The 25,259-nt window shown below is 54.2% G+C and carries 30 protein-coding genes and 2 pseudogenes; 13 read left to right on the top strand and 19 right to left on the bottom strand.

Annotated elements, in window-relative coordinates; translation table 11 throughout:
• The first annotated feature begins 5 nt into the window (after positions 1 to 5).
• Genes qatB through qatD form a run of 3 tightly spaced genes read left to right on the top strand, consistent with a single transcriptional unit; the run spans position 6 to position 3,024 of the window.
• Positions 6 to 887: a Qat anti-phage system associated protein QatB gene (gene qatB, locus ACMCNM_RS27815; RefSeq protein WP_412765796.1), complete on the top strand. Its 882-nt coding sequence runs from the start codon at positions 6 to 8 to the stop codon at positions 885 to 887.
• Positions 884 to 2,260, top strand: coding sequence for a Qat anti-phage system QueC-like protein QatC (gene qatC / locus ACMCNM_RS27810; protein WP_412765795.1), 1,377 nt, complete (start codon positions 884 to 886; stop codon positions 2,258 to 2,260). Before qatB ends, qatC begins: the two co-directional genes overlap by 4 nt.
• Entirely contained in the window at positions 2,257 to 3,024 is a 768-nt protein-coding gene (qatD, locus tag ACMCNM_RS27805; RefSeq protein ID WP_412765794.1) for a Qat anti-phage system TatD family nuclease QatD, read from the top strand. Before qatC ends, qatD begins: the two co-directional genes overlap by 4 nt.
• Positions 3,025 to 3,071: 47 nt before the next feature.
• On the opposite strand, the gene ACMCNM_RS27800 is transcribed toward qatD, so the two are convergent.
• Complete coding sequence (locus ACMCNM_RS27800) at positions 3,072 to 3,446, bottom strand: helix-turn-helix domain-containing protein (RefSeq protein ID WP_412765793.1); 375 nt, start codon at positions 3,444 to 3,446, stop codon at positions 3,072 to 3,074.
• Positions 3,447 to 3,738: 292 nt separating this feature from the next.
• Here ACMCNM_RS27800 and ACMCNM_RS27795 point away from each other — a divergent pair, with 292 nt between their 5' ends.
• The 5 genes from ACMCNM_RS27795 (at position 3,739) to ACMCNM_RS27775 (ending at position 6,789) form a co-directional block, all read left to right on the top strand.
• Positions 3,739 to 4,473, top strand: coding sequence for a metallophosphoesterase (locus tag ACMCNM_RS27795; protein ID WP_412765971.1), 735 nt, complete (start codon positions 3,739 to 3,741; stop codon positions 4,471 to 4,473).
• 14 nt (positions 4,474 to 4,487) lie between these two features.
• Complete coding sequence (locus ACMCNM_RS27790) at positions 4,488 to 4,796, top strand: hypothetical protein (RefSeq protein ID WP_412765792.1); 309 nt, start codon at positions 4,488 to 4,490, stop codon at positions 4,794 to 4,796.
• A gap of 165 nt (positions 4,797 to 4,961) precedes the next feature.
• On the top strand, positions 4,962 to 5,459 hold the full coding sequence (locus ACMCNM_RS27785) for a hypothetical protein (protein WP_412765791.1): 498 nt from the start codon (positions 4,962 to 4,964) through the stop codon (positions 5,457 to 5,459).
• A gap of 48 nt (positions 5,460 to 5,507) precedes the next feature.
• Positions 5,508 to 6,143 (top strand): HAD family hydrolase, encoded by a 636-nt coding sequence (locus ACMCNM_RS27780; RefSeq protein ID WP_412765790.1) that lies wholly within the window; start codon positions 5,508 to 5,510, stop codon positions 6,141 to 6,143.
• A gap of 157 nt (positions 6,144 to 6,300) precedes the next feature.
• Positions 6,301 to 6,789, top strand: a complete 489-nt coding sequence (locus ACMCNM_RS27775) for a hypothetical protein (RefSeq protein WP_153338014.1) — start codon at positions 6,301 to 6,303, stop codon at positions 6,787 to 6,789.
• Positions 6,790 to 7,285: 496 nt separating this feature from the next.
• Here ACMCNM_RS27775 and ACMCNM_RS27770 read toward each other — a convergent pair whose 3' ends face one another.
• Entirely contained in the window at positions 7,286 to 7,651 is a 366-nt protein-coding gene (locus tag ACMCNM_RS27770) for a hypothetical protein (protein WP_412765789.1), read from the bottom strand.
• A gap of 338 nt (positions 7,652 to 7,989) precedes the next feature.
• On the opposite strand from ACMCNM_RS27770, the gene ACMCNM_RS27765 reads away from it, so the two are divergent.
• Entirely contained in the window at positions 7,990 to 8,280 is a 291-nt protein-coding gene (locus ACMCNM_RS27765) for a hypothetical protein (protein ID WP_412765788.1), read from the top strand.
• A 252-nt stretch (positions 8,281 to 8,532) separates the two neighbouring features.
• The gene (locus tag ACMCNM_RS27760; RefSeq protein WP_412765787.1) at positions 8,533 to 8,721 is read left to right on the top strand and encodes a hypothetical protein; all 189 of its coding nucleotides are present in this window, start codon (positions 8,533 to 8,535) and stop codon (positions 8,719 to 8,721) included.
• A 232-nt stretch (positions 8,722 to 8,953) separates the two neighbouring features.
• On the opposite strand, the pseudogene ACMCNM_RS27755 reads toward ACMCNM_RS27760, so the two are convergent.
• The 3 genes and pseudogenes from ACMCNM_RS27755 to ACMCNM_RS27745 all read right to left on the bottom strand — a co-directional run.
• Positions 8,954 to 9,079: pseudogene (locus ACMCNM_RS27755) on the bottom strand (transposase); the annotation flags it as partial.
• A gap of 341 nt (positions 9,080 to 9,420) precedes the next feature.
• Positions 9,421 to 9,834 (bottom strand): hypothetical protein, encoded by a 414-nt coding sequence (locus ACMCNM_RS27750; protein ID WP_412765786.1) that lies wholly within the window; start codon positions 9,832 to 9,834, stop codon positions 9,421 to 9,423.
• Positions 9,821 to 10,246, bottom strand: coding sequence for a hypothetical protein (locus ACMCNM_RS27745; RefSeq protein ID WP_412765785.1), 426 nt, complete (start codon positions 10,244 to 10,246; stop codon positions 9,821 to 9,823). The genes ACMCNM_RS27750 and ACMCNM_RS27745 overlap by 14 nt, the downstream gene beginning before the upstream one ends.
• 94 nt (positions 10,247 to 10,340) lie before the next feature.
• On the opposite strand from ACMCNM_RS27745, the gene ACMCNM_RS27740 reads away from it, so the two are divergent.
• Positions 10,341 to 10,631 carry a Sir2 family NAD-dependent protein deacetylase gene (locus ACMCNM_RS27740; RefSeq protein ID WP_412765784.1) on the top strand — a complete coding sequence of 97 codons (291 nt, stop codon included), beginning with the start codon at positions 10,341 to 10,343 and terminating at the stop codon, positions 10,629 to 10,631.
• Between the two features lie 265 nt (positions 10,632 to 10,896).
• Here the strand turns inward: ACMCNM_RS27740 and ACMCNM_RS27735 are convergent, their stop codons facing one another.
• The 8 genes and pseudogenes from ACMCNM_RS27735 to ACMCNM_RS27700 all read right to left on the bottom strand — a co-directional run bounded on the left by ACMCNM_RS27735 (position 10,897) and on the right by ACMCNM_RS27700 (position 17,259).
• Positions 10,897 to 11,118 carry a hypothetical protein gene (locus tag ACMCNM_RS27735; RefSeq protein WP_412765979.1) on the bottom strand — a complete coding sequence of 74 codons (222 nt, stop codon included), beginning with the start codon at positions 11,116 to 11,118 and terminating at the stop codon, positions 10,897 to 10,899.
• Positions 11,119 to 11,237: 119 nt separating this feature from the next.
• A pseudogene (locus ACMCNM_RS27730) lies at positions 11,238 to 11,915 on the bottom strand (alkene reductase); the annotation flags it as partial.
• 121 nt (positions 11,916 to 12,036) lie between these two features.
• Entirely contained in the window at positions 12,037 to 12,978 is a 942-nt protein-coding gene (locus ACMCNM_RS27725) for an NAD(P)H-binding protein (RefSeq protein ID WP_412765783.1), read from the bottom strand.
• Positions 12,979 to 13,205: 227 nt separating this feature from the next.
• Positions 13,206 to 14,102, bottom strand: coding sequence for an alpha/beta hydrolase (locus ACMCNM_RS27720; RefSeq protein ID WP_412765782.1), 897 nt, complete (start codon positions 14,100 to 14,102; stop codon positions 13,206 to 13,208).
• 345 nt (positions 14,103 to 14,447) lie between these two features.
• On the bottom strand, positions 14,448 to 14,861 hold the full coding sequence (locus tag ACMCNM_RS27715) for a tautomerase family protein (RefSeq protein WP_412765781.1): 414 nt from the start codon (positions 14,859 to 14,861) through the stop codon (positions 14,448 to 14,450).
• A gap of 56 nt (positions 14,862 to 14,917) precedes the next feature.
• Entirely contained in the window at positions 14,918 to 15,328 is a 411-nt protein-coding gene (locus tag ACMCNM_RS27710) for a hypothetical protein (RefSeq protein ID WP_412765780.1), read from the bottom strand.
• A gap of 47 nt (positions 15,329 to 15,375) precedes the next feature.
• Entirely contained in the window at positions 15,376 to 16,269 is an 894-nt protein-coding gene (locus ACMCNM_RS27705) for an alpha/beta hydrolase (protein ID WP_412765779.1), read from the bottom strand.
• A gap of 6 nt (positions 16,270 to 16,275) precedes the next feature.
• Positions 16,276 to 17,259, bottom strand: a complete 984-nt coding sequence (locus tag ACMCNM_RS27700) for an MBL fold metallo-hydrolase (protein WP_412765778.1) — start codon at positions 17,257 to 17,259, stop codon at positions 16,276 to 16,278.
• Positions 17,260 to 17,499: 240 nt separating this feature from the next.
• Between ACMCNM_RS27700 and ACMCNM_RS27695 the strand changes: the two genes are divergently transcribed.
• Positions 17,500 to 17,997, top strand: coding sequence for a winged helix-turn-helix transcriptional regulator (locus ACMCNM_RS27695; protein ID WP_412765777.1), 498 nt, complete (start codon positions 17,500 to 17,502; stop codon positions 17,995 to 17,997).
• 353 nt (positions 17,998 to 18,350) lie between these two features.
• Here ACMCNM_RS27695 and leuD read toward each other — a convergent pair whose 3' ends face one another.
• From leuD to ACMCNM_RS27665, 6 genes are all read right to left on the bottom strand, one after another.
• Positions 18,351 to 18,980, bottom strand: a complete 630-nt coding sequence (gene leuD / locus ACMCNM_RS27690; protein WP_412765776.1) for a 3-isopropylmalate dehydratase small subunit — start codon at positions 18,978 to 18,980, stop codon at positions 18,351 to 18,353.
• A complete protein-coding gene (leuC, locus tag ACMCNM_RS27685; protein ID WP_412765775.1) occupies positions 18,977 to 20,380 on the bottom strand; it encodes a 3-isopropylmalate dehydratase large subunit in 1,404 nt (467 codons plus the stop codon). The genes leuD and leuC overlap by 4 nt, the downstream gene beginning before the upstream one ends.
• Positions 20,377 to 21,144, bottom strand: a complete 768-nt coding sequence (locus tag ACMCNM_RS27680; protein WP_412765774.1) for a hydroxypyruvate isomerase family protein — start codon at positions 21,142 to 21,144, stop codon at positions 20,377 to 20,379. The genes leuC and ACMCNM_RS27680 overlap by 4 nt, the downstream gene beginning before the upstream one ends.
• Before the next feature lie 2 nt (positions 21,145 to 21,146).
• Complete coding sequence (locus ACMCNM_RS27675) at positions 21,147 to 22,301, bottom strand: CaiB/BaiF CoA transferase family protein (protein ID WP_412765773.1); 1,155 nt, start codon at positions 22,299 to 22,301, stop codon at positions 21,147 to 21,149.
• A gap of 242 nt (positions 22,302 to 22,543) precedes the next feature.
• Complete coding sequence (locus ACMCNM_RS27670) at positions 22,544 to 23,347, bottom strand: citryl-CoA lyase (RefSeq protein ID WP_412765772.1); 804 nt, start codon at positions 23,345 to 23,347, stop codon at positions 22,544 to 22,546.
• A gap of 14 nt (positions 23,348 to 23,361) precedes the next feature.
• Positions 23,362 to 24,222 (bottom strand): dioxygenase, encoded by an 861-nt coding sequence (locus tag ACMCNM_RS27665; RefSeq protein WP_412765771.1) that lies wholly within the window; start codon positions 24,220 to 24,222, stop codon positions 23,362 to 23,364.
• 126 nt (positions 24,223 to 24,348) lie between these two features.
• On the opposite strand from ACMCNM_RS27665, the gene ACMCNM_RS27660 reads away from it, so the two are divergent.
• On the top strand, positions 24,349 to 25,248 hold the full coding sequence (locus tag ACMCNM_RS27660) for a LysR substrate-binding domain-containing protein (RefSeq protein ID WP_412765770.1): 900 nt from the start codon (positions 24,349 to 24,351) through the stop codon (positions 25,246 to 25,248).
• Positions 25,249 to 25,259: the final 11 nt, after the last annotated feature.

The following is a 25,259-nucleotide window of genomic DNA, read 5'->3' as shown; positions in this document are numbered from 1 at the left end:
GCAGTATGGGAACATCGAAAGGTTACGGGGGATCTGTTTCTGGACTGGTTCCGTCTTGGGTGGATGATGTGGCGCCTGCAACCACACCTGGTCAATCCGGTGAAGCTGGGCAGCCCTCAAATCCTTCCAGCGATCCAAACAGTCCGAACAATCCTAATCAGCCAGGGCAGGGAGGTCAGTCAGGGCAGCGTCCTGTAGACAACAATGGCACGGCCAAGCTGCAGCCAGCTCGAACACAGTTCACACGTTTTGCGAGAACAGGAAGCCGCAGCGCGCTGGGTAGAGCTCTCTCCGGCTACGTGCGAAGCGGGACAGGCGGGGCTGGGCGTGCTGCTCGGCGCATGGGAGCGTCCCGTGCAGCAGCGGGGCGCCTGCTTGGCGTCATCAGGGATGTGCAGCGCTTCGGTGCAGCCGAGGTATTGCGTCGGCTGAATCTGAATGGCCTGGCAGGCCGCCCATCTTCTGAAGTATTCATGGCCCTCGTTGAGTTTGTATGTCCTGCCGGCGGAGCGATCGACGAGGCTGTAGCACGCCAGGCCATGCTTGAAAATATCATCGCGCTCGCCGAGTCCGGCGACACTACGTTCGATGAAATTACGCCAGAACAGATGAACGAATTCTTTTTAGATTTTGTGTCGCAGTCGATCGAGGGGATGGTGATGGCCGACCTCGGGCAACGAGGCGTGACTATCCCCGATGACGTTGAGGCGGTAGAGCATATGCAGACCGAGCTTCATGACTTCATTACAGGAGCAACGAGAGGGCGCTTGTCCGATAGGTTGGAGGGATTGCCAGGTCTCACGGATCAGGACATCCAGGTCGTGATCAGCAGAATTTACGAATCGGCTTTCGAGGTCATTGCTGTCGCAGGGGAGGCAGCTCAATGAGACACCACAGCATCATCTGCCGGCTCGGCGGCAGCGATACTGACCCGATCGACATTCAGCACCCAGGGAGCTATGAAACCGCAATTTCATTTCTGGACGGCTACCAGCGGCTGAGCTTTGGTATTGGGCAAGCGATCGATCAGCTTTCGAACAAGGGCATGCGCCCGAGCGAAACAGCAATCGATCTGGCATTGGTTGCCGGAGTGCTGACGGCCGCTGACACCCGTATTTCCCGGAAGACTGAATCCCAGAATGCCTGGACGCGTGAGATTGACCTGTATGTACCTGTCGCAGATCCGGCATTGTGGCATTCGGTGTCAGCGCTACTAGCTTCGACCTTGCATTTCTTAACGGGTGATCGATGGAGGATCTTCTTCCGCGCTCGGCCTGAAGGCGTGGAGGAACTGGCACCCATCGTGGAGCTGTTTCGGAGCGCTACACCCACAAGCGTGTGTCTGTTCTCGGGCGGCATGGACAGCTTCATTGGTGCGATCGACCTGTTGGCCACAGGGGAGTCCCCACTGCTGGTAAGCCACTACTGGGACTCCAACAGCACCAGCAAATATCAGGATCAATGCTTCGAGGCTCTGCAGGAGCGATACCCAGGTACTGCGATCCATCAGGTGCAGGCCAGGGTGGGCTTCCCGCAGGGGCTCGTAGCCAACACCAAGGGTGAGGATACGCTACGGGGGCGTTCATTCCTGTTCTTCGCGTTGGCGGCGTTGGCAGCCGATGCTACGGGCGAGAAGATGGTGATCCATGTTCCTGAGAACGGTCTGATCTCTCTGAATGTCCCGCTTGATCCGCTGAGGTTGGGAGCTCTGAGCACGCGAACAACGCACCCTTACTACATGGCTCGTGTGAACGAGCTCTTTGCGGGCCTCGGGCTTCAGATGCGTTTGCACAACATGTATGGACATCGCACTAAGGGGCAGATGGCCAAGCAGTGCGCTGATGGTGAGTTTCTCCGTGCGAACGTCCACAAAACCATGTCGTGCTCCTCACCGGGCAAGGCACGATACCAAAAGGATCCGACCAACCGGCAACCCAAACACTGCGGCTTCTGCGTTCCTTGTATCATCCGGCGGGCCTCCATTGCCCATGGATGCGGCGATGATATAACCCCGTATGTGATTCCCGATTTGCACGCGAATGTCTTGAACACGAACAAGGCTGACGGGGCACATGTGCGATCATTCCAGATGGCCATCCGCCGACTGCAGCGGGCGCCGAACAGTCCGAGGTTCGACATCCACATCCCTGGCCCCTTGATCGACCATCCGGACGACCATCAGGCGTATGAGCAGGTGTATGTGGACGGCCTCAATGAAGTCCATCGATATTTGACTGGAGTCAGGGCGCAGCCCCTATGAACCAAACAGTGCGCGAGCGTCCGAAATGGGTGGATTTTCACTGCCACCTAGATCTCTATCCCAATCACGAAGCCTTGATTCGTGAGTGCGATAGGGAAGGGGTAGCCACGCTCGCTGTTACCACCACGCCAAAGGCCTGGGCTCGAAATCAGGAACTGGCTAGTACTTCTAAGCACGTGCGGGTCGCCTTGGGTTTGCACCCGCAGCTCGTGGCGGAGCGTGAAGGGGAGCTCGCGCTGTTCGAGCGCTTGCTGGAAGGGACGCGATACGTCGGAGAGATTGGTCTCGATGCCGGGCCTCGGTTCTACTCCAGCTTCGAGGTGCAAGAGCGGATCTTTTCCCGGATCCTGTCAGCTTGTTCTGAGCAGGGGGGCAAGATCCTCACTGTGCACAGCGTCCGCACTGCTGCAAAGGTGCTGGGACATATCGAGCGCATCCTTCCACCTGATCGCGGTAGGGTCGTGCTGCACTGGTTCACTGGCAGTGCGGCGGAGGCTAGGCGGGCTTTGGATCTCGGATGCTACTTCTCGATCAACATCGAGATGTTGAAGTCCACGAAGCACCGGACGCTTGTAGAATCGCTGCCACTTGATCGTATGCTCACCGAAACCGATGGGCCATTTGTGATGGCGGGTGGAAGGCCATTAGCGCCTCGAGATGTGAGCGATGTGATTCAGGCAATCGCTTCGCTCAAGGAGCTCGATCAGGAAATGGTCGCGAATCAGATTGTCAGCAATCTGGGTAGCCTCCTGCGTAGTTGCTAGTGCTGCCCAGATGATCACGCGTACCTACTCCAAGCGTGTACCGACGCTTAATGGTCGTCTTTCCAAAGCCTGCTAACCCTAGACTTGTCGAGCCCCAACAGTTCCGCCGTCTCTTTCTGGCTTTTTCCTTCAGCCTTGCACTTGAGCACCGCCTGCCGATTGGCCTCTCCAGATCTGATACGGGGATGGACTGAGTGAAGCTTGCCGTCCTCGAATTCATGATGGAGCTTGTCGAGCACACCCAGCTTTTCGAGCTTCGCGATCTCAGCAGCCACGCCTTTCAAGAACTCCTTGGGTGTTTGGTGACGCGCATAGGACGAAGCCACCGCCAGTAGGGCTACAAGATCAATGTCGAGTACTGAGGAGAATTCCTCCATCGTTGACAGGGTGGGATTGCTCTTGGCGTGCTCAATGTTACTCATTTGCCGAGCCTCGACTCGACCATGGAAATCTTCTTGGGACAGGTTCCGAGCTGCGCGTGACAGCCTCAATACTGCGGCCAACGGTTCTCTCAGCGACATTTGGAGCACCCAAAGCCGAGGATAAAGCCATATTGCGCAGTTGTTCTCCATGCAATATAGTGCGCGCAAAGCAACTTATGGTGCCTCACTATTTCTTGCTGGGCACGCTTCATCACGCTGGAGCGCGCTAGCGCTTGACGCGCTTATAGATCCGGCCTCCGTCAATTTACCGCTAAATCCTCAAGGCCAGCGTTTGCGAATCAGAATTTACTCAGACCTCCATGCCGAGTTCCAGCGTTTCGACCCACCGCCCCTCGACGCTGGGGTTGACCTGGTAATCCTCGCCGGCGACATCAACAAAAAGGCCAGGGGCGTCCAATGGGCCAACGAGACGTTTGCCTGCCTAGTCGTGTACGTCACAGGGAACCACGAATATTACGACGGGCACCTTGATCGCACCTTGCAGAAGATGAAGGACGCCGCGGCCGGCCACGTGCATGTGCTGGAAAACGAATCGCTGATTCTGGGGGATGTAAGAATCCTCGGCAGCACAGCATGGACTGACTTCACGTCAACAGGGAATCAGATCGCGGCTAGCAACGCTGCCAGGCAAGGCATGAACGACTTCAAGTACATCAGGGCAGACTCGAACTACAGACGATTGAGACCGGATGACCTGGTTACTCGAAACCACATCGCCAAGGACTGGCTCACCCAAGAGCTTGCTCAACCGTTTGACGGCAAAACGGTAGTGGTAACCCATCACTCACCATCTCCCATGGTGATTGGTGAGCAGCATGATGGGCATCTTACGGCAGCGTACACCAACGACTGGCCGCATTTGCTTGAGAAGGCCCATGTGTGGGTGTTCGGTCACACGCACGATGCTACAGATGTTGAGCTGGCTGGCTGCAGGGTGATCTCAAACCCCCTCGGCTACCCTGGAGAGAACACTGGTTTTGACCCTTTTTTCGAGATCCAAATCTAATGGCCACTTCGGCGATGAAGCACTCTTTTGACCACGCCGTCGAGCCGGTAGAGCTCGAGCGGGATCTCCCCTCAGAAGTCATTCAGGCACAGGGTATTTCCTGGGGTGTGAGGGTCGACGCTTACCTTGTCAACGCAGCGAGGGCAGGGCAGAGCTATGCGGCGCTCGTTTACAACGATCAGTCAAACGTGAGCTCGAATGGGATGACGGTTGCTACCCCTCCACTCCAGCTGGTTGAGACAAGGGCGGGGTTCAAGCTAATGCGCAGCCTAAGCGGCAAAGACTACTACGTTATCGCGAGCGAGCTCAGCGAGCCGCGGTGAGCACCCACAGGGATGGCTCACCCAGCCTGACAGCCGCTTTCAAGCTGTAGTACTTGGCAAGGCGGCGAGCGTCTTGAATTTAAAGGTATCCCGCTGACCAACCCGCTGGACGGCTTCGCGTGCGCTCGTATTCACGTGGCCTTTTAAATGCACTAAGGAAAATGCATGTCTGATCTGAAAAGAATTGAGCTTACCGTCAAGAACTACGATGTTAAAAACTCTGCTGACATTGATACGCTCTATGGCCAGGTTCGATGTGAAGACAGTGAAGGGAAAACCTTTCATTTTAAAGAAGTTTGCATGTTGGATTACTTGAAGAGGCATGGTGCGATTGTTACGGACAAGCCTAGGACTTGGTATTACAAGCATTTGAATAAGAAAAGCATCGTTCTAGTGGCGTTCCAGAAGACGGATGGCAAGGTCGAGTATGACCTTGATCACCTGCGTCTGGTCGCCAGATCTAGTATTCTCAAAGGAATCGTCTTTGCGGTAGCGGCAGTTCCCGCGGGCCTCATCATCGGGACGGCCACGTTTGGTATCGGGCTACTGTTTACGCCTGTGTGCCTCTTCTATGCATACAGAAGTCTCTTTAAAATCCCCCGGATGCTGCGTCGCGACACGTTGGTAAACGAGCTCGCCGCGCACGGAGTGGTTGTGCAGTAGCGGCTAGTCCTAGCAGCTGCGAGGCTGCGTACCGATGAGGAGCAACGAATGACAGCAGCGGTAATTTTTGATCTCTTCGGTACGCTTTTGCAAATTCGGAACCGGCAGAATCCCTATCGACGGCTTCTCCGCCTAGGCTCACAGCAGGGGCGTGCCGCGTCACCAGACGATATTCGCTGGATCATGACTCATGACCACGGGCTCGAGGGCACCGCGGCTGAATTTGGAATCAAACTCTCCTCATCTCAGCTCGCGGAGCTCCAGAGCTGCCTAGAGCTCGAACTTGAATCGATCACACTCTTTGAGGATGCGCTGCCGGGGCTCGCTCTGCTGCGACACCACCGAATAAGAATCGGCGTGTGCTCGAACTTGGGTGGCCCGTATTGCTTGGCAGCCCGGAATTTGCTACCGGGGCTCGATGGCTATGCGCTCAGTGCCGAGGTTGGGCTGATGAAGCCTGATGTGGCCATGTACCAACACATCTGCACCCAGCTCGAGGTTGCACCCAGCCAACTCCCAGGATCGAACGCGCCTCACGTCTTGATGATCGGAGACTCCCGGCGATGTGATGCTGATGGCCCCCGAGCAGCTGGCATCGAAGGTTACCATTTGGATCGTAGTGGGGCGGGTCGCTTTTGTGACCTGCTTGAGTTTGTCACAGGTATCAACACCAGCAGAGGTTGATGCCCACAGCCAGCCTTTCGCGTTCGGCCTTTGAAGAGTAATTGACCCTCTCTAGGGTGCGCCAATTCAGGCGCCCGACCCTCACAGCGGTACTTAGGGGGTTGCTGGTATTCAGCAACGTGGCTATGTTGATTGGGTGGCAAATACGAGAATCCATATGGACGATCAATCTTCAACGAAGCACACAAACCTGACGATCAGGATGAAGGTGCAGATTGCTGAAAGCCTGCTCAGCTTGTTCACGGCTGAACTGCAGAGCATCGTGCGGGATTCTGACATCAGAGACGATGCTGAGTATGGCATCGCAAATAGCCTGCCCGTAGATAGCGAAACTCTAATCCACGCTGGCTGGGGGGCGGGGAAAACGATTTTTGGTTCTGGCTGGATGAATGCCTTAACCAAAGCGTTGGATGAGGCTGAGCAAGCACGCAAGGCATTGGATTTCATTGCCTCGTACTGTCGATTTATCGAGCTCACGCCCTCTCTTGAACGGGAGGTCAAGTACTGGCTCGAAGTCTTGGCGTTCGCCCGGGCCACTGTGGCGAAGCTCCTTGTCCTTTTTGCGTATTCTCGGTGCTCCTTCCTCAAGCTTCCGCTGTTCGCTGACGGCCCTGAGCTCAACGGCTACAAGCACCGCCTTCGCTAACTCTTCCTTCGAATGGTTCATTTTCCTTGTTCGATTGGGAGATTTGCTTGTGCCTGAAAAAAAGCGCTATGCCTGCTCCAAATGCCCGCACACGGGCAAACAGGGGCGTCCGGTACCCGTGTCGCCTTCGAATCCCGCTCCTGAGAAGCCTCAGGAGCCTCAGACGCCTGAGCGGAAGTGGGTCACCCGATTGCTGGACATCCTGAAAATCGTGATTGGCCTGGCCAACTTGATCCTCGGACTGTTCAAGCACTGATAGCGTGCCCCCCACCGACTTGGTGGGGGCGCTCTACTCTGCAGCAGAGAGCTCCACACTGGCTCGCAGACCTGCGACCTTGGTGTACTCCACCAATGAGTTCGGTGTTTCGCCCCTCGAGCGGCTTCGCTGCTTTGACCTCCAAAGGGTTAAAAGGCTGAAGTGGCGCGTGGTTTGTTACTGGGTGTTCAGCCAGTGACTGCGCTCCCAGGCTTGTAGAGTTATTCTTCACCCTTGTGCTCAGGCCGTTCGAGAGGGTGCTATCCACGCAGCGCCGTGCCCCACTGGCTCACTGGTGAGCAACTGATCGTAATGGCCAAATACCGCGAGTATGCGACGGCGGGGATTGATAGCTGGATTAGGACGAAGGTTCTTTTGGTCATATCCGTTGTGTTCCGAGGCATCCCATGCCTGCGTCAGCGGGGCATCTGCCGCCTCAACGAGCTTCGCTAGGCAGTTGGCGGTTTGAGGCGCAATGAGGCCATTCAATTCCGCTGCTTTGCTCGCCAGCTCATCGGCACTGGCCACGATGGAAGGCGGCATAAACATTGAAGTGGTTGTCCCAAAGTAGTTGCCGGTCGTGCTTGGAGGTAGATGCTGCTTCATCAACCCAGCTCCTCGGCGACCAGCTCTGCAAATTGCACGAGATTTTGTACAGCTCCGGCACCGGATCTATCAAGATGAAAGCTTTTGATGCCAACAGCTCGAGGGCCATCTAGATCACAGCGCGACGAATCTCTGATCGTTGCTAGCTGAGCTGCACCGCCGAATAGGTGGCCAGGCACAACTCCAAGATCACGACATACGGCGCGGTAGATTGCAGGGTCAGGCTTGGTGACCCAGACCTAGTAGCTGAACGCGTAGGCACCGAGATCTGGCAGGAGCGTCTTCACAGCGGGCCCACAGGGAGCAGCTAGATTGGTGCAGACAGCGGTGGCGATCCCGTGCTCACGGAGGAGGTTGATGGCATCGAGTGCATCCTGGAAGATCTCGATCGATTCAATCTCGCGTTGAAGGCCAGACTCGATATCAGCCATGCGCGTCGCTACGACCTGGATGCCGAGGAGGTCAGCAGCTCCGCGAATCCCTGCATCAAGGATCATCAGGTTGTGGGCATCGCCAGAGGTAGGGCGACGGCCAAGCTTTGCTCCCTCTCGCAGCAACTGGCGGCACGGGTTGGTGGACTCGCTGATCCGCAGCGATGGGCCGAAGACGTCAAAAGATCGCTGCTGTGATTGCCACCCGTATCTCCATTCTCGGCTGCCGGATTTCGCGGATTTTTCTGAGCTATAAAGACCTTCGTATGCTTGGGCTGTAGCTGGAAAAGCGCTGGAAATGCTGCGGATTGTTTTGCGGATTTCTTATGGTGCAGTTGCTGCTCGGGTGCTACATCATCTCGCTGCAGACCGGTGGGCTAGTAAACTAAGACCTTGGATAAAGGATGCCACCTCGTTGAGGCTGAAGACGTGAAGAGAACCTCGTTGGGTATGGCTGAAGCCGGCGAACCGCTGATGCGGCAAGCACTGGCGGCAATCCGAGCTCATCATGATGCAGAGGATCAAGGGCTACCAGCGGAGGAAATCGAACGCCTCCGACTGGAGGCTGATCATCTCTACCAGACAGTAATCGACTACCAATTACACAGATCTGGCGCCATGGGTGAGTCAATTCATTGATGTAGATGCAACTGTGACTATCCGCCAAATCCGTAACGAAAATGAGTACCGAGCGGCCTTCAGACAGGTCTCGCCTCTGTACGACAAGAGCCAGAACCTGGTATCGAAGATGCCGAGGTTTTCGAAGCGATGGTCTTGCCGATAGAAGCATACGATGCTGAGCGTTAGGGGTGGCCTTCAGCGGGACAAAGGCTGGTAGCGAGGCTGATACGGGCTGGTCTCGATGAAGCGGCAGCCATTTGCGGATGACATTGGCGTTGATACCGTGGCTGGTGGCGACACTGGACACCGTTGCACCAGGTTGCAGGCGTTCCTGAACGACCTGGGGGCTTTGAACGGTTTCGAGTAAGAGCCTCATTGGCGCATGGAAATCCTGGCGACAAGGGTGATCGCGTCCGCTTAAAAATACGCGGACACCATCGCCGTTAAAGCTGGAGTTCGGAAGGTGAGTTCGCCGGACGCTTAGTGCGCCAGTTAAAGCTGGCGGAGGACAATCGACGAAAGTTCGATACTAGTAAGAAATGGCGAATCAACCAGACCCCGACCTCTACACACCTCGACCTAGAAACGCACATTCTTATCCTAAGGATCGCTTCGCGTCACATGCCCGAGGCAGGAGCCGTATGCGGTAGTTCCGCACGTACGGATCTGTCGGGGGGGCGGCAGGTAACTACCGTCGCTACCGCGACCGTTGATTGGTCAGTATCCAGCAGTGCAACTTGCAGGGGCGGATGCCGCTTTGAGCCCTCTTGCGATATCCATAGCCTCGTCACGTGAGGCGGCAAGCAGTAGAGGGTAGCCCCAGAACTTAGCGAACACGATCGCGAACGCCTTCAAACCTAGGCGTTTTGCCGCATTGGATTCAACCATAATCATCGCCAGAACCAGCTTACGAAGTTCTTGCTTGTGGCTCTTCATCCAAAGTGTCGTGCGTTTTTTATCATCTGCCGAATGATCATGATCATCGGTTGGTGCGGTCTCGCTCAAAAGAACGAACGGCTCACCGCGCTTAAGATTGGCTTCAAATTCATCAAAATGTTTCTGAGTATCCTCCCCGGAGGATTGACCAAGTCTTATCCAGACGAAAGGAAATTGTGAACTATTCATCGACATGCTGTGCTCCTTTTGACATTAGATGACGCCATGTGGCCGCGATTGGGAAAAATCCAGTGAGGGTGATGAGAACAATGCCGAGGGAGCCATGTGATCGCCATCGCGGGTCGAAGGCAACGGACAGACTGTCCAATATGACCAGAAGACTTCCAAGGGGCAGCGCCTCCATTGTGAGCGGACTGTTCCAATTACCGCGAGTAGAGTCGTAAAAATCTAGGCGCCGTAGAGGATTGAAAAACATCCACAAAGCGTTGGCTTTAGGTGTCACTGTTGGCATTGTGCCGTGCGCCTTTACGTTGTGGTTCACATATGAGATCAACTGGAGGGCTACAACCAGCACAGCGCCCACGAAAGTCGTCAACCCAAAAGCTAATTTACTGAAAAGCCCCAAGGCGGTGGAGAAATGCTGCATTGAGCAGTACTCATTTGTATTGCATTCACTATTTAACAGTGATAGTGCCTAACACGTGTAGCGAAATGGGGCCAGATTGTTATCCATTTCAGCCATGTCCCTCTTGGTCGCCATGCGGGTTGCGCTAAATTTTCGCAAAAATTCAAAACCGAGCAAGGCTAGACAGGCGGACGCACTTGAGTCCCCGCGATGCTCCGAATGCAACGGTCATGTTCGGCCTGAAGTCGTCTGGTTTGGTGAGATGCTGCCTGTATCTCCCAGATTGTCTACCGGGCAAGCGAGCTTCCGTGACATGTTTGGGCAAAGGGGGGCTGCGGTTCACTTCAATCATGTGGAGTTGGGCGTCAGCTCGAAGCAGCCCACTTCTTTCCTCAATGATGACTGAGTTAACAAAAAACCTTTCGTCATATGGGGTTTGCCGCTCAAATGTTCTTCATCTGGAGCCAAGGGGAGCTTCTTCAAGCCATGCACGACTGTGTACCTAGAATCCTGTTTATCTCTTGTGTTCATTCTGCCCAGCATCACTTTATCTTTCGCTGATTATCCTGACAGCCAATTGCAACGCCAACCACCTATCAAGAGTTCCCAAGAGAATTTATATGCGCAATTGATATATTTCAAAAGCAGCCAATATTTTTTCTTTTGAGAGTTTAAAGCGGCCACACAACCCCAGCATAGCGTTTTTCGTTCAAGCGTGGGTAGTCGTTGTAGCCGACCGAACCAGGGTTTTCAATATCGTAGATCGTTTCAGAATTAATGGTATTAAGGAGGGCTCCAACACGAATCCGCTCAACCAAATCCGGATTCGCAATATAGAGGCGACCAAAGCCAACAGCATCGGCTGCCCCGGTCGCCACTGCCTCTTTAGCCATGTCGATATCGAACCCATCATTGACAACACAAACGCCGCTGAACGCCTGCTTGATGTCCTGTAAAAGCGAATCTGGCCCAGGTATTTCCCGAATAGGTGACGTTTACCGAGCTCATGGGCAACGTACCTAAAGGTTTGTGTCGGATCACTTTCTCCGCCGTCATGGCTAGGTGAGCGCGGGGCCAGGTTGATACTCACACGCCCTGCACCCCAAACTGAGACTGCAGCATCGACTATCTCAAGCATAAACCTCGTGCGGTTCTCGACCGAGCCTCCGTATCTATCACTGCGATGATTGGAGCGGTCTTGCAGAAATTGGTCGAGGAGATAACCGTTCGCACCATGTATGGTAACTCCTTCAAAACCAGCCCTTTGCGCGTTAACGGCTGCTGAACGGAATGCTGCCACCCGATCTTGGATCCCTGCTTCTGTTAGAGCATGCGGTTCTTCATAAGACTTCTTGGGACGGGTAAAAGGAATGTGACCTGCTGCCGCAATTGAGCTAGGCCCGACCGGCAGCTTAGTACCAGCGAGGGCCGGATTAGAGCCCCTCCCTACATGCCAGAGTTGAGCAAAAAATCCTCCCGCTCGCTTCAGAGACGGCGTTGGTGACCCCGCTCAAGCTTGCGACCTGTGAGTCACTCCAGATTCCCGGAACATGGGGGTACCCACTGCCTCAGGCATGATCGGAATACCTTCCGAAATAATCAGACCTGCCGATGCGCGCAATCGATAATGCTCGGCCATAATATTGTTGGCTAAATTACCCGGCGCGCAAAGTCGGGTGAGCGGGGACATAAAAATACGATTCGGGAGGCTAAGAGCACCGACTGTAATCGGATCAAGAAGGCTTGTAATTTCAAAACCTCGTTATAACTTTAGGTGTCTAAGCGATTGGCTTGGCAAAAGTAAAATTACTTCATCGTTCTTGCGCGAGTTCGCCGAACATCGCTATATTTTCCAGTAGCCATGCTGGCAATGTTCTCGGCGCATGTCCGGTCAATACCTGAACTGTGGAAGTGTTCTCGCTAAGCACCGATTGAGAAACTATTAGATCCAAGCCAACTAATACGTCTGTTACCAATTCATTCTTTCCAGATGAAAGCAGATGTTTTCGGTGCTCTGCTAAACTTCGGTGATGATAGCGAACGTTACGCCCCAGAAAAAAAGACAGTTCTTCAGCGATCTTGGGCATGCTCCAAGCATGTTCCCCGGTTAGATGAAAGGCTCGTTGGTAGTCGTTACTATTGGGGTCGAGCAATACAGCGCGAGCACAGTCGGCAATGTCACGCGTATCAATTAGGCTCACCGTCCCGTTTCCTGCGGCACCGCCCCAAGTATCCTTCATAATCGACTCGCCCCCGAGCGCGAGAACGTCGAAAAAAGTTGTAGGGCGTAGCAGCGTGTAACCGATCTCGCAAGTAGACAGGTGAGACTCAATATGCGTATGCCAATCGTATGGGTGCAGCCTCAATGGAGGGCCGAACACGGATAGCTTGACGATGTGGCGTACACCAGCGTCGATGGCAGCATCAATCAAAGCGATTTCGTTTTTAGCCTGCCGAGGTGAGGTACCGTGTGCCAAAAACAGTCGTTCAGCGCCCTGCAGCGCATCTCGAAGCGTAGACAAATTATCAAAATCTACGGTTGCTTGAGCGACATTACTGGCGAAGTGCGCCGGATTTGGTTTACGCGTAAGTGCAATTAATTTGATCGGATCATTGCTCAATGCACTGATCAAAGCCGATCCCACGCGACCTGTTGCACCGGCGACCGCTACGCGGGGAGTGTGAGCAGAGGTAAAAGATATTTGAGGCACTTCAAGCTCCCGAATGCATATTGGAACGATAATTCCAGACAATATGGAATTATCGTTCCTGTGTGTGTAAAGTCCCAAAAGAATCTGGCTTTTTACTTGGCAAGCCAATCCCTGGTCATAAAGTGTCGCTATTATCAGGTTTTTAACAGATGATCCGGGCGCAGGACGGCGTGGCTTTCACCCCATAGTGCATAAGGGGCATAGATTAGAATGCTTGAGGAATAGTTAAATTTAACATGTCCTACCGGTGCGTTCTTAGTTTCAAAACTCTAAGAAAGATGTTCCTTGAACCAATCAAGGGCAGCGTAGCTTGATTGATCGAATTTTGTAGTATATGGATCGAAATGGCCGCCTTGAATCGTCACGAGTCGCTTTGGTTCAAGGGCGCGCTCGTAGGCTGCCAGTTCAAGATCAGTGAGCGTGATTGAATCTTGCAGGGCGACGACCATTAGTAGCGGCGTAGGGGACACACGGGCAATCCACGCGCCTGGCTCGTACATGCGCGCAGCGCGAGTTGAGCGTACCGTGACACTGTTTTGCCAAGCGCCGTCGGGCACAGGCTGCAGATAAAACTCGATAGCATCTTTATCGCGATACGAAGCAGGAACAGCAGGATCAGCAGAGACAATAGTCTGTCTGTGCGGTGGCTCACCGCGTGCCTGCGCGCGCTCGTCCGCAGCGAAGGCTTCCTCGAGAATCACGACTGCATTTGGCGGGATGCGGCGCAGTCCTTGTTCGAAGCCGCTGATCGTAGGCACCTGCGCTACAACTGCACGTATGCGGCGTTCGGTGGCGCCAAGCACAAGCGCATGACCGCCGGCGTAGCTTGTGCCCCACAAGCCGATTCGGTTCGCGTCAACGACGTCTTGGCTTTCGAGAAAGCTGATCACACGTCGCCAATCAGCGATCTGGCGCCAAGGGTCGATATCCTGGCGTGGTGTACCTTCGCTGGCGCCAAAGTTGCGATGATCGTGCAGGAGGACTACAAATCCATTGGAAGCGAATTTTTCTGCAAATCGCTCCAGGCCATGTTCTTTCACGCCGGCATAACCATGGGCCATCGTGATAGCGGGGTAGGGGGCTGTGCCACCTGTAGGAACGTAAAGCCATCCACGCAGCGTGATCCCGCCTTCAGCTTCGATCTCGATATCGGTACGTTCAAACATGTAGACACTCCTTCTAATGGAATCGGGCAGCGCCATAGCTGTATACCGCTTGCACGTTTTGTCGCGTTAGGCAGTTGATGCAAATCAACTGCTTGACCGCTCAAGCTTGAAATGTCGTCCTCTGCGAATTCGCCGTAGTGCGGTAGCCCAACTCCGCGCAGGATCGACCGTGCATTTAACGAAGGCGCGGAGGGTAATGCTTAGAGTGGTGACTGCATCATCCCGATACCCATTCGAAAGTGGCTACGGATCCGAACCCATGCGACAGCCGCCAGAAAGTCGAGCGAGGTGTTTGTTAGATCCAAATTTGCTGCACCGTTAAAAGAATAGTGCAGCTCCGGCCTGCTACTTGTTTACCCAAGGCATAGAAAGGTCAATATCAGAGACTAGCTTGCCGCCACCGAAACTCATGTTTTCAAGGGGAATGGCATACATGATCAGGCTGATATCGTCTTGGCTGACGCCCACCATTTCTACCGCATAACGGGTGACCAGCTCCGCGAGCTTGCGTTTCTGTTCCACTGTCCTGCTCGCGCCTATTGTCACCGTTACGACCAGGCGCATGTCAGATCTCTCCACGTCAGGAAAAGTCGGATGTATGAAAAGTTCATCGTCCTTGTGCTCACTGATGATGACGAAGCGGTCATCCTTGGGCGTATCCATGGCTTCATGAAGGGCGAGATTCAAGGCATCCGCCAGCGCGCGTTTCTGTTCGCTAGAGAACTTCTGAGCTGGAATATGGGCATGAAAAATTGGCATGCGTGTTTCCTCAGATTGTATCGTTCAGCTAATACCCGGCAATGCATCGGCCCTGCTTAGCTAAAGAAGTCTTGACCAAGTGTTTCCTCGAGCCTCTCTTTCAGGCCAGCTGAGAACTCACGAACCACGGGGAGCGGGCTTTGGAAGAGCTTGATATTGTGGACGAGGCCCGACTCATTTCGAGTGACAATAGTGATGCCAGCCACTGGCTTGCCACCATAGGTAGCTTCCCACTCAAGGTAAGTCTTCGTACCGTCAACGGTCTCTGCAGAAAACACGAAGTCTGCATACATCGTGCTCGTCGCGGTAAAAAATGCGCCGATATGTGTCGGGCCTACCACTGCCTTGTTGAGGGCTGAGGTCTGAAGGCTGGCGTCAGCGGTAAACGACTTTGCGAAATCGCTGGTTCCTTTTTGCTTTACGATTTGCATCCATGCCGTTCCCGGTGGGTTGGTATTGGTGGTCATTATCTTCTCCTATTTTTTGTTTGCGGTTTGACGAGGCTGTGCCCGTACTAGCTATCAAGGTGCCCGAAGAGAAACTCGCCAGCTCTCTGGAGCGCGTCATGGGCTTGAGGCAATGAAGCCGTCTGAATGTGCCAAACGTGCAGCATCTCCGGCCAGACCTCAAGGTGCGACTCACCGCCGGCTGCGCGCACTTTTCGGTCGATTTCAAGCGCGTCGTCGAGAAGTACTTCGTCGCTTCCGACATGTATAAGCACCGGAGGAAAACCACGCATGTCGGCGAACAGAGGTGAGATGAGCGGATCCTTCAAGTCGTGATTCCCAGCGTAAGCCGCTACCATGTCCCGCATCCCGTTCACGTTGACCATTGGGTCGCGGTGGGCCAGTTGGGTCAACGAGGGCAGCGTCAATGTTAAGTCTGCCCACGGGCTAATGAGGAGCGCTGCTCGAGTGTCCTTATGGCCTTTCGAGGCTGCATAGACCAGAACGTTGAGAGCCATACCACCACCACTAGAGTCACCTGTCACAGCGAACGGCTTGCCAAGTGCACGAAGTGCTTCGTAGCCACGTATGGATTCGTCGTAGGACGCCGGAAATGGATGCTCGGGTGCCTTGGAGTGGTCTAGAACGATGACTTGGGACTTCGCCGCTCGAGACAGCTCTCCGAGCATGCCCAAATGCGACGCAGGAGAGCCAGCCACCCAGCCACCACCATGAAAATGGTAGATGACTCGATCTTTGGATGCGCCGGGTGCCGTGATCGCTACCGCAGGCACGCCACCGAGGTCGGTTGTCTCAACTATTAAGTCAGCCTGCGGAGGGTTTTGTTGTGAAATTGCCTCCATGCCAACGCGGAGCGTTTCGATGGTCTGCACGGGGTGCGCAAAATCGAAAGCGAACATCGCATCACGGAGCTTACGAATTGAAGATGAATCGTAGGTCATGATTAGTCACTCCAAGTCGAGGAAAGTCGTTGGTACCCATTCGTAGCCCGCGCTGCTGTCAGCCTTGCGAACACGGCCTAGACCAGGGAACGGCATGTGGGCTGCAGCAATCATCGTTTTATCCGCAGCGAGTTTTACCAGAAGGGCTTCGCGAGTTTTGATAGCCGTTACGCTGTCAGAATCGAACGCAATACCTACTTCCGGATGTGGCATCTGGACGGCGGCAACATGAGCAACGTCGCCCCATACCAGGAGCGACTGGCCCTTTGAGGAAATCATGTAGCCAGTGTGACCAGGGGTATGGCCGGGAATGGCATACGGAGCGATGCCTGGGACGATCTCGCCCATCCCTTCGTAGGGTTTCCATTTACCTGCAGCGATGTAAGGTGCGGAACCAGCCTGTGCGATTTGGAAGAAGATTTTTGCCTCTTCAGGGGCTTTGGCCATGATTTCCTTTGACAGCCAGAAATCAGCGTCCGCCTTTTTCATCATCACGGTCGCGTTTGGAAAAACGCGAGTGTCGTTTTGGTAGATACCGCCAGCATGGTCGCCATGAAGATGAGTCAGCAGTACCAAGTCAACCTGCTCCGGCTTGTAGCCAGAAGCATTCAGATTTTTAACTAACTTGCCCAAGGCAGAAGGCCCCCAGTGGCCACCCGTGCCGGTATCAATGAGGACGAGCTTAGATCCAGTATTGACGAGAAAACCTTGGACGGTAGCCGAGACGTGCTTGGGATCGTTTTGAAAGGAGCGAGCCAAAAGGGACTGGATGAGTTCAGGGTCACCTTTCAGGAGGTTTGAGTCGATGGTAGCGCCGCCATCATAGAGGGCTGTAACCTCATAATCACCGAGCATGGTGCGATAGAAGCCCGGAACCTGCTGGTGCTGCATCGGTGCCGCCGCTTGAACCGGTGCTGTTGCAGCGAGGGTGCCAGCTAATGCTAATGATAGAGCAAGCAATGTGCGCGAAGAGATGGTGGATAATTTCATAGTGGTTTCCGGGCAGCGCTAGTGATTACGGGGGTGAGCGTTTTCGACTAAAAGCTTACGTGTCGCCATGCGAATGCTCTTGCTCGCTTCAGGCAACGTTCTGAGTGATGCTGTCAGCTGCCACCGGCATCAATGCCAAGTGATCCTCTGAAGCTTAATTTCCGCTTGCATAGTGCAAGTGGTTGAAAGCGTAACCCCACTACTTGCATAATGCAAGTGGAAATCTGAAGGAGATTTGCTGTGCAGCAAACAAGACGGTCGGGCTGCCCGATCAACCTGACGCTTGAACAGATCGGCGACCGATGGAGTCTGATTGTTATCCGCGATGTCATGTTCGAGGATAGACGCAGTTACGGCACGCTGCTGGAGCAAAATAAAGAAGGTATTGCCACTAACATCCTCGCGAGCCGGCTAAAGCATTTGACCGCAGCCGGCTTGTTGACTAGATCCCCGGATCCGAATCATCAGCAGAAGGTAATTTACAGCCTCACGGAAGCAGCAATACAGCTTGTACCTTTATTGGCGCATCTGGCTGCATGGGGTGTTAGGCATACGGATCCGAGCGAGGAGGCGTCTCTACGCGCGCAGGTTCTTGAAAAGGGCGGCCCGTCGCTTTGGAGTGCCTTAATGGATGAGTTACGACACTTACATTTAGGTGCGCCGCGTCCGGCCCACTCTGCATTTGGCAACCTGCGGGCCAAAGATCGGGCGCCATCTGCTGTTGATGGTCGTGCGTAACGCTCGAGGGGCCCGAGGCTGCCTCCAATAGTCAAACCCACCAACGCACAGACTGCTCAGCCCCACGGCGTGGGGGGCATTGCTCTTGTATTCAAGGCAAGGTGCGTCTCAGCCTAGCGATAAAGATCGCAGGGGGGACATCAGCTTTGATGGGCCAGAATTTTAAGGATGGAAACCGCAAGAACCAAAGTCTGACTGGCTGGGGGTTTGGTTCGCGACACCATCTCTGCAGCGTGGCGCGCCAGCTATAACTATCAGCAGCTTCTGGAGGCGCTCAGGCGTTGGAAGATAGTTTCTTGGTGCATTTCTTGATCAAACTCTGCATTGGAATCGACATCGATCCCATTCACAAGCTATCCACTCAGCCATGGCAAACTCTCAAAGCGTCGGTTCTCATAGCCCCGGATTTTGTCTGCCAAGCGCAACGTCAAACTGATCTCATCCATACCTTGGATTAGCCGATTCCTGTCAGCATCAGTCATAGAAAACCTAAAGACACCTACGTTGCATTCGACTGCCTGTTGCTCAAGGTCAACCGTGATGGTGGTGCGTTGTCTGGTCAATCGAAAAAGAGCGTCAATGTCGCCAGCAGACAGCACAATGGGTGCAATACGGTTTCGCAAACAATTAATTCTGAAGATATCCGCAAAGCTTTCAGCTATTAGCGCTTTGAAGCCATATTCTGCTAACGCCCATGGCGCGTGTTCACGTGACGATCCGCAGCCGAAGTTGCTCCGCGTCACTAGAATTCCTGCTCCTTGGTATGCCTCATTGTTCAGATCAAAGTCGGGGTTGAGGGGGCGTGTAGAACAGTCCATCCCGAGCTCGCCCTTGTCCAAATAACGCCATTCGTCAAAGGCAAACTTACCGAACCCGGTGCGCTTGATCGACTTCATAAACTGCTTCGGTAGGATAGCGTCGGTATCTACATTGTCACGGTCGAGAAACCCCGCAATTCCTGAAATCACGGTCATCACAGTCATTGAATGTACTCCCTAGCATCAACAAACCTGCCATGGATTGCTGCCAGTACAGCCATAACAGGGCTCACCAGATGAGTCCTTCCTCCTGAGCCTTGTCGGCCTTCAAAGTTACGATTGGAAGTCGAGGCGCATCTTTCACCGGGGTTCAGCCGGTCGGCGTTCATACCTAGGCACATCGAACATCCAGGCGCTCGCCATTCAAAACCGGCACTTAAGAAAATCTCATGAAGGCCTTCTTCCTCGGCTTGACGCTTAACTGCTCCAGAGCCCGGCACAACGATTGCTTGCTGGACGCTTTTCGCCACTTGGTTTCCCTTTACCATGCTGGAGGCGACCCTCAAGTCTTCGATTCGAGCATTGGTGCACGATCCGAAAAAGACCTTGTCGACGATCATGTCGGAAGGACGTGAATGGGGAGTCAGACCCATGTAGCGCAGCGCTCGTACTAAGGCTTGGCGCTTGAGTGGGTCAGCTTCGTCGTCAGGGTTGGGAACGCAGCCATCGACCTCAATTTGCATGTCTGGGGATGTCCCCCAAGTAATTATCGGCTTGAGGCATGCCACATCAATATCTACCGCCTTATCAAACTGTGCCAATGGGTCTGAAACAAATGTCTGCCAATAAGCTTCCGCATCCGCTAAATGCACTGACGGTGGCGTGTAGCGCTTACCTCTGAGATACCTGACTGTGGTCTCATCGACTCCAATCAATCCTGCGCGGGCGCCGGCCTCAATGGACATGTTGCATAGGGTCATGCGTGCCTCCATGCTCATCTCGGAAATGGCTCCACCTGAGAACTCCAGAACGTGTCCAACTGCTCCTGAAGCGCCAATCCGACCTACCACAGCCAAGGCGAGATCTTTGGCGTAGGTGCCTTTAGGCAGGCGTCCGGTGATATTCACTTTGAAGTTCTTGGATTTTCTGGTTTGCAAAGTCTGCGTTGCTAATACGTGCTCAACGTCGGTTGTGCCGATGCCAAAGGCCAAGGCCCCAAACGCCCCATGCGTTGAGGTATGAGAGTCACCGCAGACAATAGTCATGCCAGGCTGAGTGATACCCAGCTCCGGCGCAACGATATGCACGATACCTTGATCTTCGTGACGAAAAGGGAAGTAAGCCAGAGCACCAGTTTCCAGAATGTTCGAGTCGAGCTTTTTAACCTGTTGCTCAGCGAGCTTGTCGTCGATCACATCGGTATCAGTAGGTGTGTTGTGATCAGCAGTAGCAATGATGCTCTGGGGGCGCCAAGGCGTCCGCTGACTCAACTTTAAGCCTTCAAATGCCTGTGGGCTTGTCACTTCATTGATCAGGTGCCTATCGATATACAGGATACTGTTGCCATCGCTGTCCTCGTCGACAACGTGGCTATCCCAGAGTTTGTCATATAGGGTCTGGCTCATTGCAGTGATGCACCCCGTTTGATCCAGCCGAGGCCATCCAGGGTATGAGTCTGAGGGACGTACTCACAGCCAACCCATCCCCGATAGCCCAATGCCTCAATGTTCTGGAGGATTGCTTCAAAAGGAAGCTGACCTACATCGGGCTCATGCCTTCCAGGCCAACCTGCGAGCTGTACATGAGCCACGTCTGAGATAGTGCTGTTGATTGCGGCGATCACGTCGAGGCCTTCCATGGCTGCGTGGTAAACATCCATGATCAATCGCAAACCCGGTATCTCCCTAGTCCAGCGACGGGCGTCCTCTAGAGAATGGATAAAGTATCCGGGTGCAGCTGTTTGGTTGATTGCTTCTATCACAATGGCGACTTTTCCACCGGTGCGTGTCATTGCCCAGTCGATATTGCGTTTGAAAGCGTCACTTGCTACTACCCTGTCCGCAGCACTTACCAAGCCTGCTGTCACATGCAGTAGTGGAGCATCGCATGCCAATGCCAACTCGAGAGCGAGGTCAAAATCGACTTTGAAGGCAGCCTCGGCGTCAGGAAGAGCGGCAAAGCCCTTACTTCCAGCTCTGAGCGGCATATTGGCAAGAACAAGCTCCAGCTCGTTCTGCTGCAGCAGCCTGCTTAATTGGCCACCACTCACTCCTTCGGTTGGAAAGAATTCGACACCTTCAAAGCCAGCGTCACGTGCAGCGGCGAAGCGATCCTCAAACTTCCACTCGATGAACATCATCGACAAGTTGGCTGCGAAGCGTGGGGACATGATCATTCTCCTCGGGTTTTCTTCCGGGCACCAAAAAGATCACGAACTTCTGCATCGTATTCACCGAGCAATGGTGGGGCAGTGATATCCAGCGAGCGCTGGCCATCGTAAGAGACAGGGAATCGCACGGAGCGCCAAGTACCCTCAGTAGGGTGAGGTGCGCTGACCTCTAGTTGAAGATGCTTGGCCTGCGGGTCTTCTAGGGCTTCGCTAGTGTCGTACATGGGAGCGTGAGGTACATCTTCGGCCTCCAGACGGCGACACCATTCTGCGCGATCATGGGTGGCGAAGACGTTGCTCAGAAGCTCAATCAACAACTCCTGATTCTTGATTCTCTGAGTGCGGTCACAGAATCGAGGATCTTGAAACAGATCGGGTTTTTCAATGGCATTAGCGAGCCCCTGCCAGAACTTCTCAGGCGATGACATGTGCAAGGCGATCCATTTCTCATCCATGCATTTGATGACATAAGACTGAGACACGCTGGGTCGGCTGTACGGCCCCATGACTTCATCGGCGGAGAAGAAGTGGGTAAAGGCATCCAGGTTGAAGTAGCACATCGATTCCAACATCGACACCTCGACCGTCTTGCCCAGGCCGGTTGCGTTGCGCTCATAAAGCGCGCCCAAGATGCCGAAGGCCGCGTAGAAACCCGTCAGCGAGTCTGCCATGGCCGGGCCCACAACACGAGGGTTGGCCGGGTTGATAAGCAGATTGAGGAATCCGCTCGCAGCTTGGGCGACGGTATCGTAGGCAGGCCGGGTTGCTGCTGGCCCATCTTGTCCGAACCCGCTGATGGCGCAATAGATCAAGCGTGGATTCAGCTTGCGCAAGCGTTCTTCACCCGCCCCGAGGCGCTCAGCGGCACCTGGCCGGAAGTTCTGGATGTAAACATCGGCGCTGGCAATGAGCTCATCGAAGATCGCCAAGTCTTCGGGATTTTTGGTATTGAGGGTAACGCTTCGCTTGTTGCGGTTGTAAGTTTGGAAATGAGGACTGTACAACTCGCCTTGGAATGCCCGGAATGGGTCACCGGTGCCAGGCTGTTCGATCTTGATGACTTCGGCTCCAAGATCAGCGAGGAGCATGCCCGCGTTGGGGCCAGTGATGAACGTACCTTGTTCGATTACACGTACACCTGAGAGAACTTTAGCCATTATCTTTGCCTTGATTACCGGTGGAAAGTCGAGTCCGGGGCTTACGCTGAAAGACCACTTTGATCGACTGCTTCACGACCTATGCGGACGGCGCGTGTCTGGGGACGTTAGGCGACACATCGCTGAGCGTTGCCGATTGCCTTGCGCCAGGCCGCAGCGAAACGAAGGTTCAATGGCACACAGCCGATGTTCAAACGTGTCGCATGACGAGCCAATTGTTGAAGAAGAATACGAACCAACCCTTAAGGCTCGTACCCAGGTGGAGTGGTGCCGGTGTACTCGTATTCGCGAGTCGCCTGATAAGAAAGGGCGAAACCTATCGGCGAAGACGTCTGCTCTTCATAAAGGTGCGCAACCAGGCCGGCGCTCCGGGCCAGGATCGGTACGCCTCGAAGGGCCTGCAAAGGGAAGCCCGCACCCAGCAATACGGCGGGGATAGCGGCTGAGACATTGAGCTTCAGCTCTTTGCCCACAATGCTCGGAATGACGCGCTCGATGGCCTCAGCAATATGCACGTAGCTCAAATCCGAGCCCACTGATTCGGCGGTGTTGAAGAGAGCGGAGACACGCGGGTCGCGGTCTTTATGAAGTGGATGTCCATAACCTGGAATCGGACGTTTCGCTGTGCGGTAGCTGCTAACGATTTCATGAGCCGCCGCATCGATATCAGTACCGTTGTCTACCAACGCTTTGACCTCGCTGATCATGACGCCTGCGTTGACAGAGGCTCCGAGGATGACGGAACCGCAGCCCAACAGGCCCGCAGCAACGGCGCCCTGCAAAGCTTCCGGCGATGCGGCCATGGTCATACGCGCAGCTTGAACGCTGGGTACCAAGCCATGTTCGGCGATTGCAACCAGGGTTGAATCCAGCACTGCCAAGGTGGAAGCACTTGGCTTCTGACCTGTCAGCAGCAAGAAGAAATACTCGCTGAAGGAGGTCTTGCCGATCACGTCCTGACACAAATCGAGGCCGCGCACGACGATGGTTTCTTCGTTCGAAGTGCAGATGGCACTGCGAGGGATCGTTTCTTTACCAATTTTCATGATCAGGCTCCGGGTCAAACTTCGGTGAGGCGGAAATCGAAGGGGACGCTGTAAAACGTTTGGTCAAGGCGTCTGCCGTCCGCCGCATAACCTGGTGCGTGCTGAACGTAGTCGACGATCAGAGAGGGCTTCACACCAAAGACGCAATCCGAGCTCAGGTATGGGCCATCTCCAGGAAACAGCTGGGTATTGATGGGGTGAAATCCAGGCGCCGAGAGCTTGAAGTGGATATGCCCAGGCCGGTTCGGATGGCGTGCAAGTTTCGACTGCATCAGGCCTGCTGGCCCATCAGTAGGAATTGGGTAGTAGGTCGGCTTGATAGACCAAAAGCTGTAGCAGCCCTTCTCATCTGTCAGGAATTTACCCCTGGCGAGCATCCCTACGTCGTCACCCATCTGCATGTCATAGTTGCCCTCACCATCGCCAGACCAAACATCTAGGAGCGCGCCTGTGATGGGCTTGCCGGCACCATCTAGGACGCGACCGTGATATAGGGTTTTTTCGCCTTTCACACCTTCCGAAATGTCATCACCCATGGCTCGCGTTGGGGCACCCTCCCAGTAATACGGGCCCTCAACAGTTTCTTCGAGGCAGTCGTCGCCTCTATGCTGGTTGATGCCGATGGTGAGGGTGGATGCACCCAGCAGGTCGGATAAAAGGATGAACTCTTGGCGCTTCGACGTGCAGATCTGCCCGGTGGCAGTTAGGAACTGGATGGCGGCGATCCACTCTTCGGGCTGCAGTTTGACTTCCGCAATACATGCATGGAGGTGAGTGACCACGGAAGTCATGATCTGTCGGAAGCGTGGGTCAGGGCATTGGTCGAAGCTGCGAAGAACCTCGTCCAGGTGGGCTTTGGTATCAAACTCGGCCATTTCGGGAATCCTTTTTGTTATTAGCGATCACGGTGGTTGAAGGTGAGATTAAAACGAGACATCCACAGATAAAAATGATTAATATCCATAAAAATAATCGATAGCATCACTCGTTAAAGGTGCTCTATGGAACTCCGTCACCTCAGGTACTTTGCCGCCCTGGCTGAAACGCTCCATTTCACACGAGCTGCGGAACGCACTCATGTCACTCAGTCGACGCTCTCCCATCAGATCAAACAGCTGGAAGAGGAGCTTGGTGTTTCATTGTTCGACAGGATCGGAAAACGAGTCTTGATCACCGAAGCCGGCGACAGGCTCTTGTCAGAGATCCTTCCCGCACTCAAGCAGATCGATCTTGCGACCAATGCGCTAACCCTCAAACCGGGATCGGCAACAGGGCATCTGAGGGTAGGTGCTACCTACAGCTTCAACGTCAGCTTGGTTCCGGGCTGTATTGCCAACTTTCTGATGCGAAACCCTGAGGTCAGGGTTCTGGCAGAAGAGTTATCGCAAGACATGATTGTTGAGCGCCTGGTGGCCGGTGAGCTTGACTTAGGCATTGCTTATCGTCCCACTGAAGGTAAGCAGCTCTGGTTCGAGCCGCTTTACAACGAGGAGCTGAAACTCGTTGTCAGCTCCTCTCATCCTTTGGCCAAACGCAAAAGGCTGCGCATGGTTGAGCTTCACAACTTGCGTATGGCCCTGCTTCCCAAGGCATTCAGCACCCGCAAACAACTGAACGAATGTTTTCGTTCAGCCGGCGCCGAACCAATCGTGGTCGTAGAGATGAACACTCTCATGCCCATGGTCGAGCTTGTACGAAATACCGACCTAGCCTGCATCGTGGCGGACGCTGCCGTTGGTGCAAGAGAAGGCCTGGCCGTCATCGCATTGGAAAACCCCACCCCCATTCGTACCCCTGGATTGCTGTGGAAGAAAGGAGGGTCAGACGACCCAATGCTTCGGCAGTTTGCAGCTGTTGTTCGTCGAGCGACGGAGTCCAGCGCTCAGCCAGGTGAAACTTAAAGTTTGGTTAA

The sequence above is a fragment of the Pseudomonas sp. NGC7 genome (genome assembly GCF_047159675.1).
Lineage (GTDB): Bacteria > Pseudomonadota > Gammaproteobacteria > Pseudomonadales > Pseudomonadaceae > Aquipseudomonas > Aquipseudomonas kermanshahensis.
This window is presented reverse-complemented; position numbering and strand designations above follow the sequence as displayed.

Bases quoted from the DNA above. Each gene is read 5' to 3' on its own strand.
- leuD (WP_412765776.1), bottom strand. From the start codon at position 18,980: ATGACTGTGATGACCGTGATTTCAGGAATTGCGGGGTTTCTCGACCGT.
- qatB (WP_412765796.1), top strand. From the start codon at position 6: ATGGGAACATCGAAAGGTTACGGGGGATCTGTTTCTGGACTGGTTCCG.
- ACMCNM_RS27750 (WP_412765786.1), bottom strand. From the start codon at position 9,834: ATGTCGATGAATAGTTCACAATTTCCTTTCGTCTGGATAAGACTTGGT.
- ACMCNM_RS27700 (WP_412765778.1), bottom strand. From the start codon at position 17,259: ATGAAATTATCCACCATCTCTTCGCGCACATTGCTTGCTCTATCATTA.
- ACMCNM_RS27745 (WP_412765785.1), bottom strand. From the start codon at position 10,246: ATGCAGCATTTCTCCACCGCCTTGGGGCTTTTCAGTAAATTAGCTTTT.
- ACMCNM_RS27660 (WP_412765770.1), top strand. From the start codon at position 24,349: ATGGAACTCCGTCACCTCAGGTACTTTGCCGCCCTGGCTGAAACGCTC.
- ACMCNM_RS27705 (WP_412765779.1), bottom strand. From the start codon at position 16,269: ATGACCTACGATTCATCTTCAATTCGTAAGCTCCGTGATGCGATGTTC.
- ACMCNM_RS27790 (WP_412765792.1), top strand. From the start codon at position 4,488: ATGAAGCACTCTTTTGACCACGCCGTCGAGCCGGTAGAGCTCGAGCGG.
- ACMCNM_RS27785 (WP_412765791.1), top strand. From the start codon at position 4,962: ATGTCTGATCTGAAAAGAATTGAGCTTACCGTCAAGAACTACGATGTT.
- ACMCNM_RS27710 (WP_412765780.1), bottom strand. From the start codon at position 15,328: ATGACCACCAATACCAACCCACCGGGAACGGCATGGATGCAAATCGTA.
- ACMCNM_RS27665 (WP_412765771.1), bottom strand. From the start codon at position 24,222: ATGGCCGAGTTTGATACCAAAGCCCACCTGGACGAGGTTCTTCGCAGC.
- ACMCNM_RS27670 (WP_412765772.1), bottom strand. From the start codon at position 23,347: ATGAAAATTGGTAAAGAAACGATCCCTCGCAGTGCCATCTGCACTTCG.
- ACMCNM_RS27715 (WP_412765781.1), bottom strand. From the start codon at position 14,861: ATGCCAATTTTTCATGCCCATATTCCAGCTCAGAAGTTCTCTAGCGAA.
- ACMCNM_RS27770 (WP_412765789.1), bottom strand. From the start codon at position 7,651: ATGAAGCAGCATCTACCTCCAAGCACGACCGGCAACTACTTTGGGACA.
- ACMCNM_RS27720 (WP_412765782.1), bottom strand. From the start codon at position 14,102: ATGTTTGAACGTACCGATATCGAGATCGAAGCTGAAGGCGGGATCACG.
- qatC (WP_412765795.1), top strand. From the start codon at position 884: ATGAGACACCACAGCATCATCTGCCGGCTCGGCGGCAGCGATACTGAC.
- ACMCNM_RS27775 (WP_153338014.1), top strand. From the start codon at position 6,301: ATGGACGATCAATCTTCAACGAAGCACACAAACCTGACGATCAGGATG.
- ACMCNM_RS27760 (WP_412765787.1), top strand. From the start codon at position 8,533: ATGGCTGAAGCCGGCGAACCGCTGATGCGGCAAGCACTGGCGGCAATC.
- ACMCNM_RS27780 (WP_412765790.1), top strand. From the start codon at position 5,508: ATGACAGCAGCGGTAATTTTTGATCTCTTCGGTACGCTTTTGCAAATT.
- ACMCNM_RS27735 (WP_412765979.1), bottom strand. From the start codon at position 11,118: ATGGCTAAAGAGGCAGTGGCGACCGGGGCAGCCGATGCTGTTGGCTTT.
- leuC (WP_412765775.1), bottom strand. From the start codon at position 20,380: ATGAGCCAGACCCTATATGACAAACTCTGGGATAGCCACGTTGTCGAC.
- ACMCNM_RS27800 (WP_412765793.1), bottom strand. From the start codon at position 3,446: ATGAGTAACATTGAGCACGCCAAGAGCAATCCCACCCTGTCAACGATG.
- ACMCNM_RS27675 (WP_412765773.1), bottom strand. From the start codon at position 22,301: ATGGCTAAAGTTCTCTCAGGTGTACGTGTAATCGAACAAGGTACGTTC.
- ACMCNM_RS27680 (WP_412765774.1), bottom strand. From the start codon at position 21,144: ATGTCCCCACGCTTCGCAGCCAACTTGTCGATGATGTTCATCGAGTGG.
- ACMCNM_RS27740 (WP_412765784.1), top strand. From the start codon at position 10,341: ATGTCCCTCTTGGTCGCCATGCGGGTTGCGCTAAATTTTCGCAAAAAT.
- qatD (WP_412765794.1), top strand. From the start codon at position 2,257: ATGAACCAAACAGTGCGCGAGCGTCCGAAATGGGTGGATTTTCACTGC.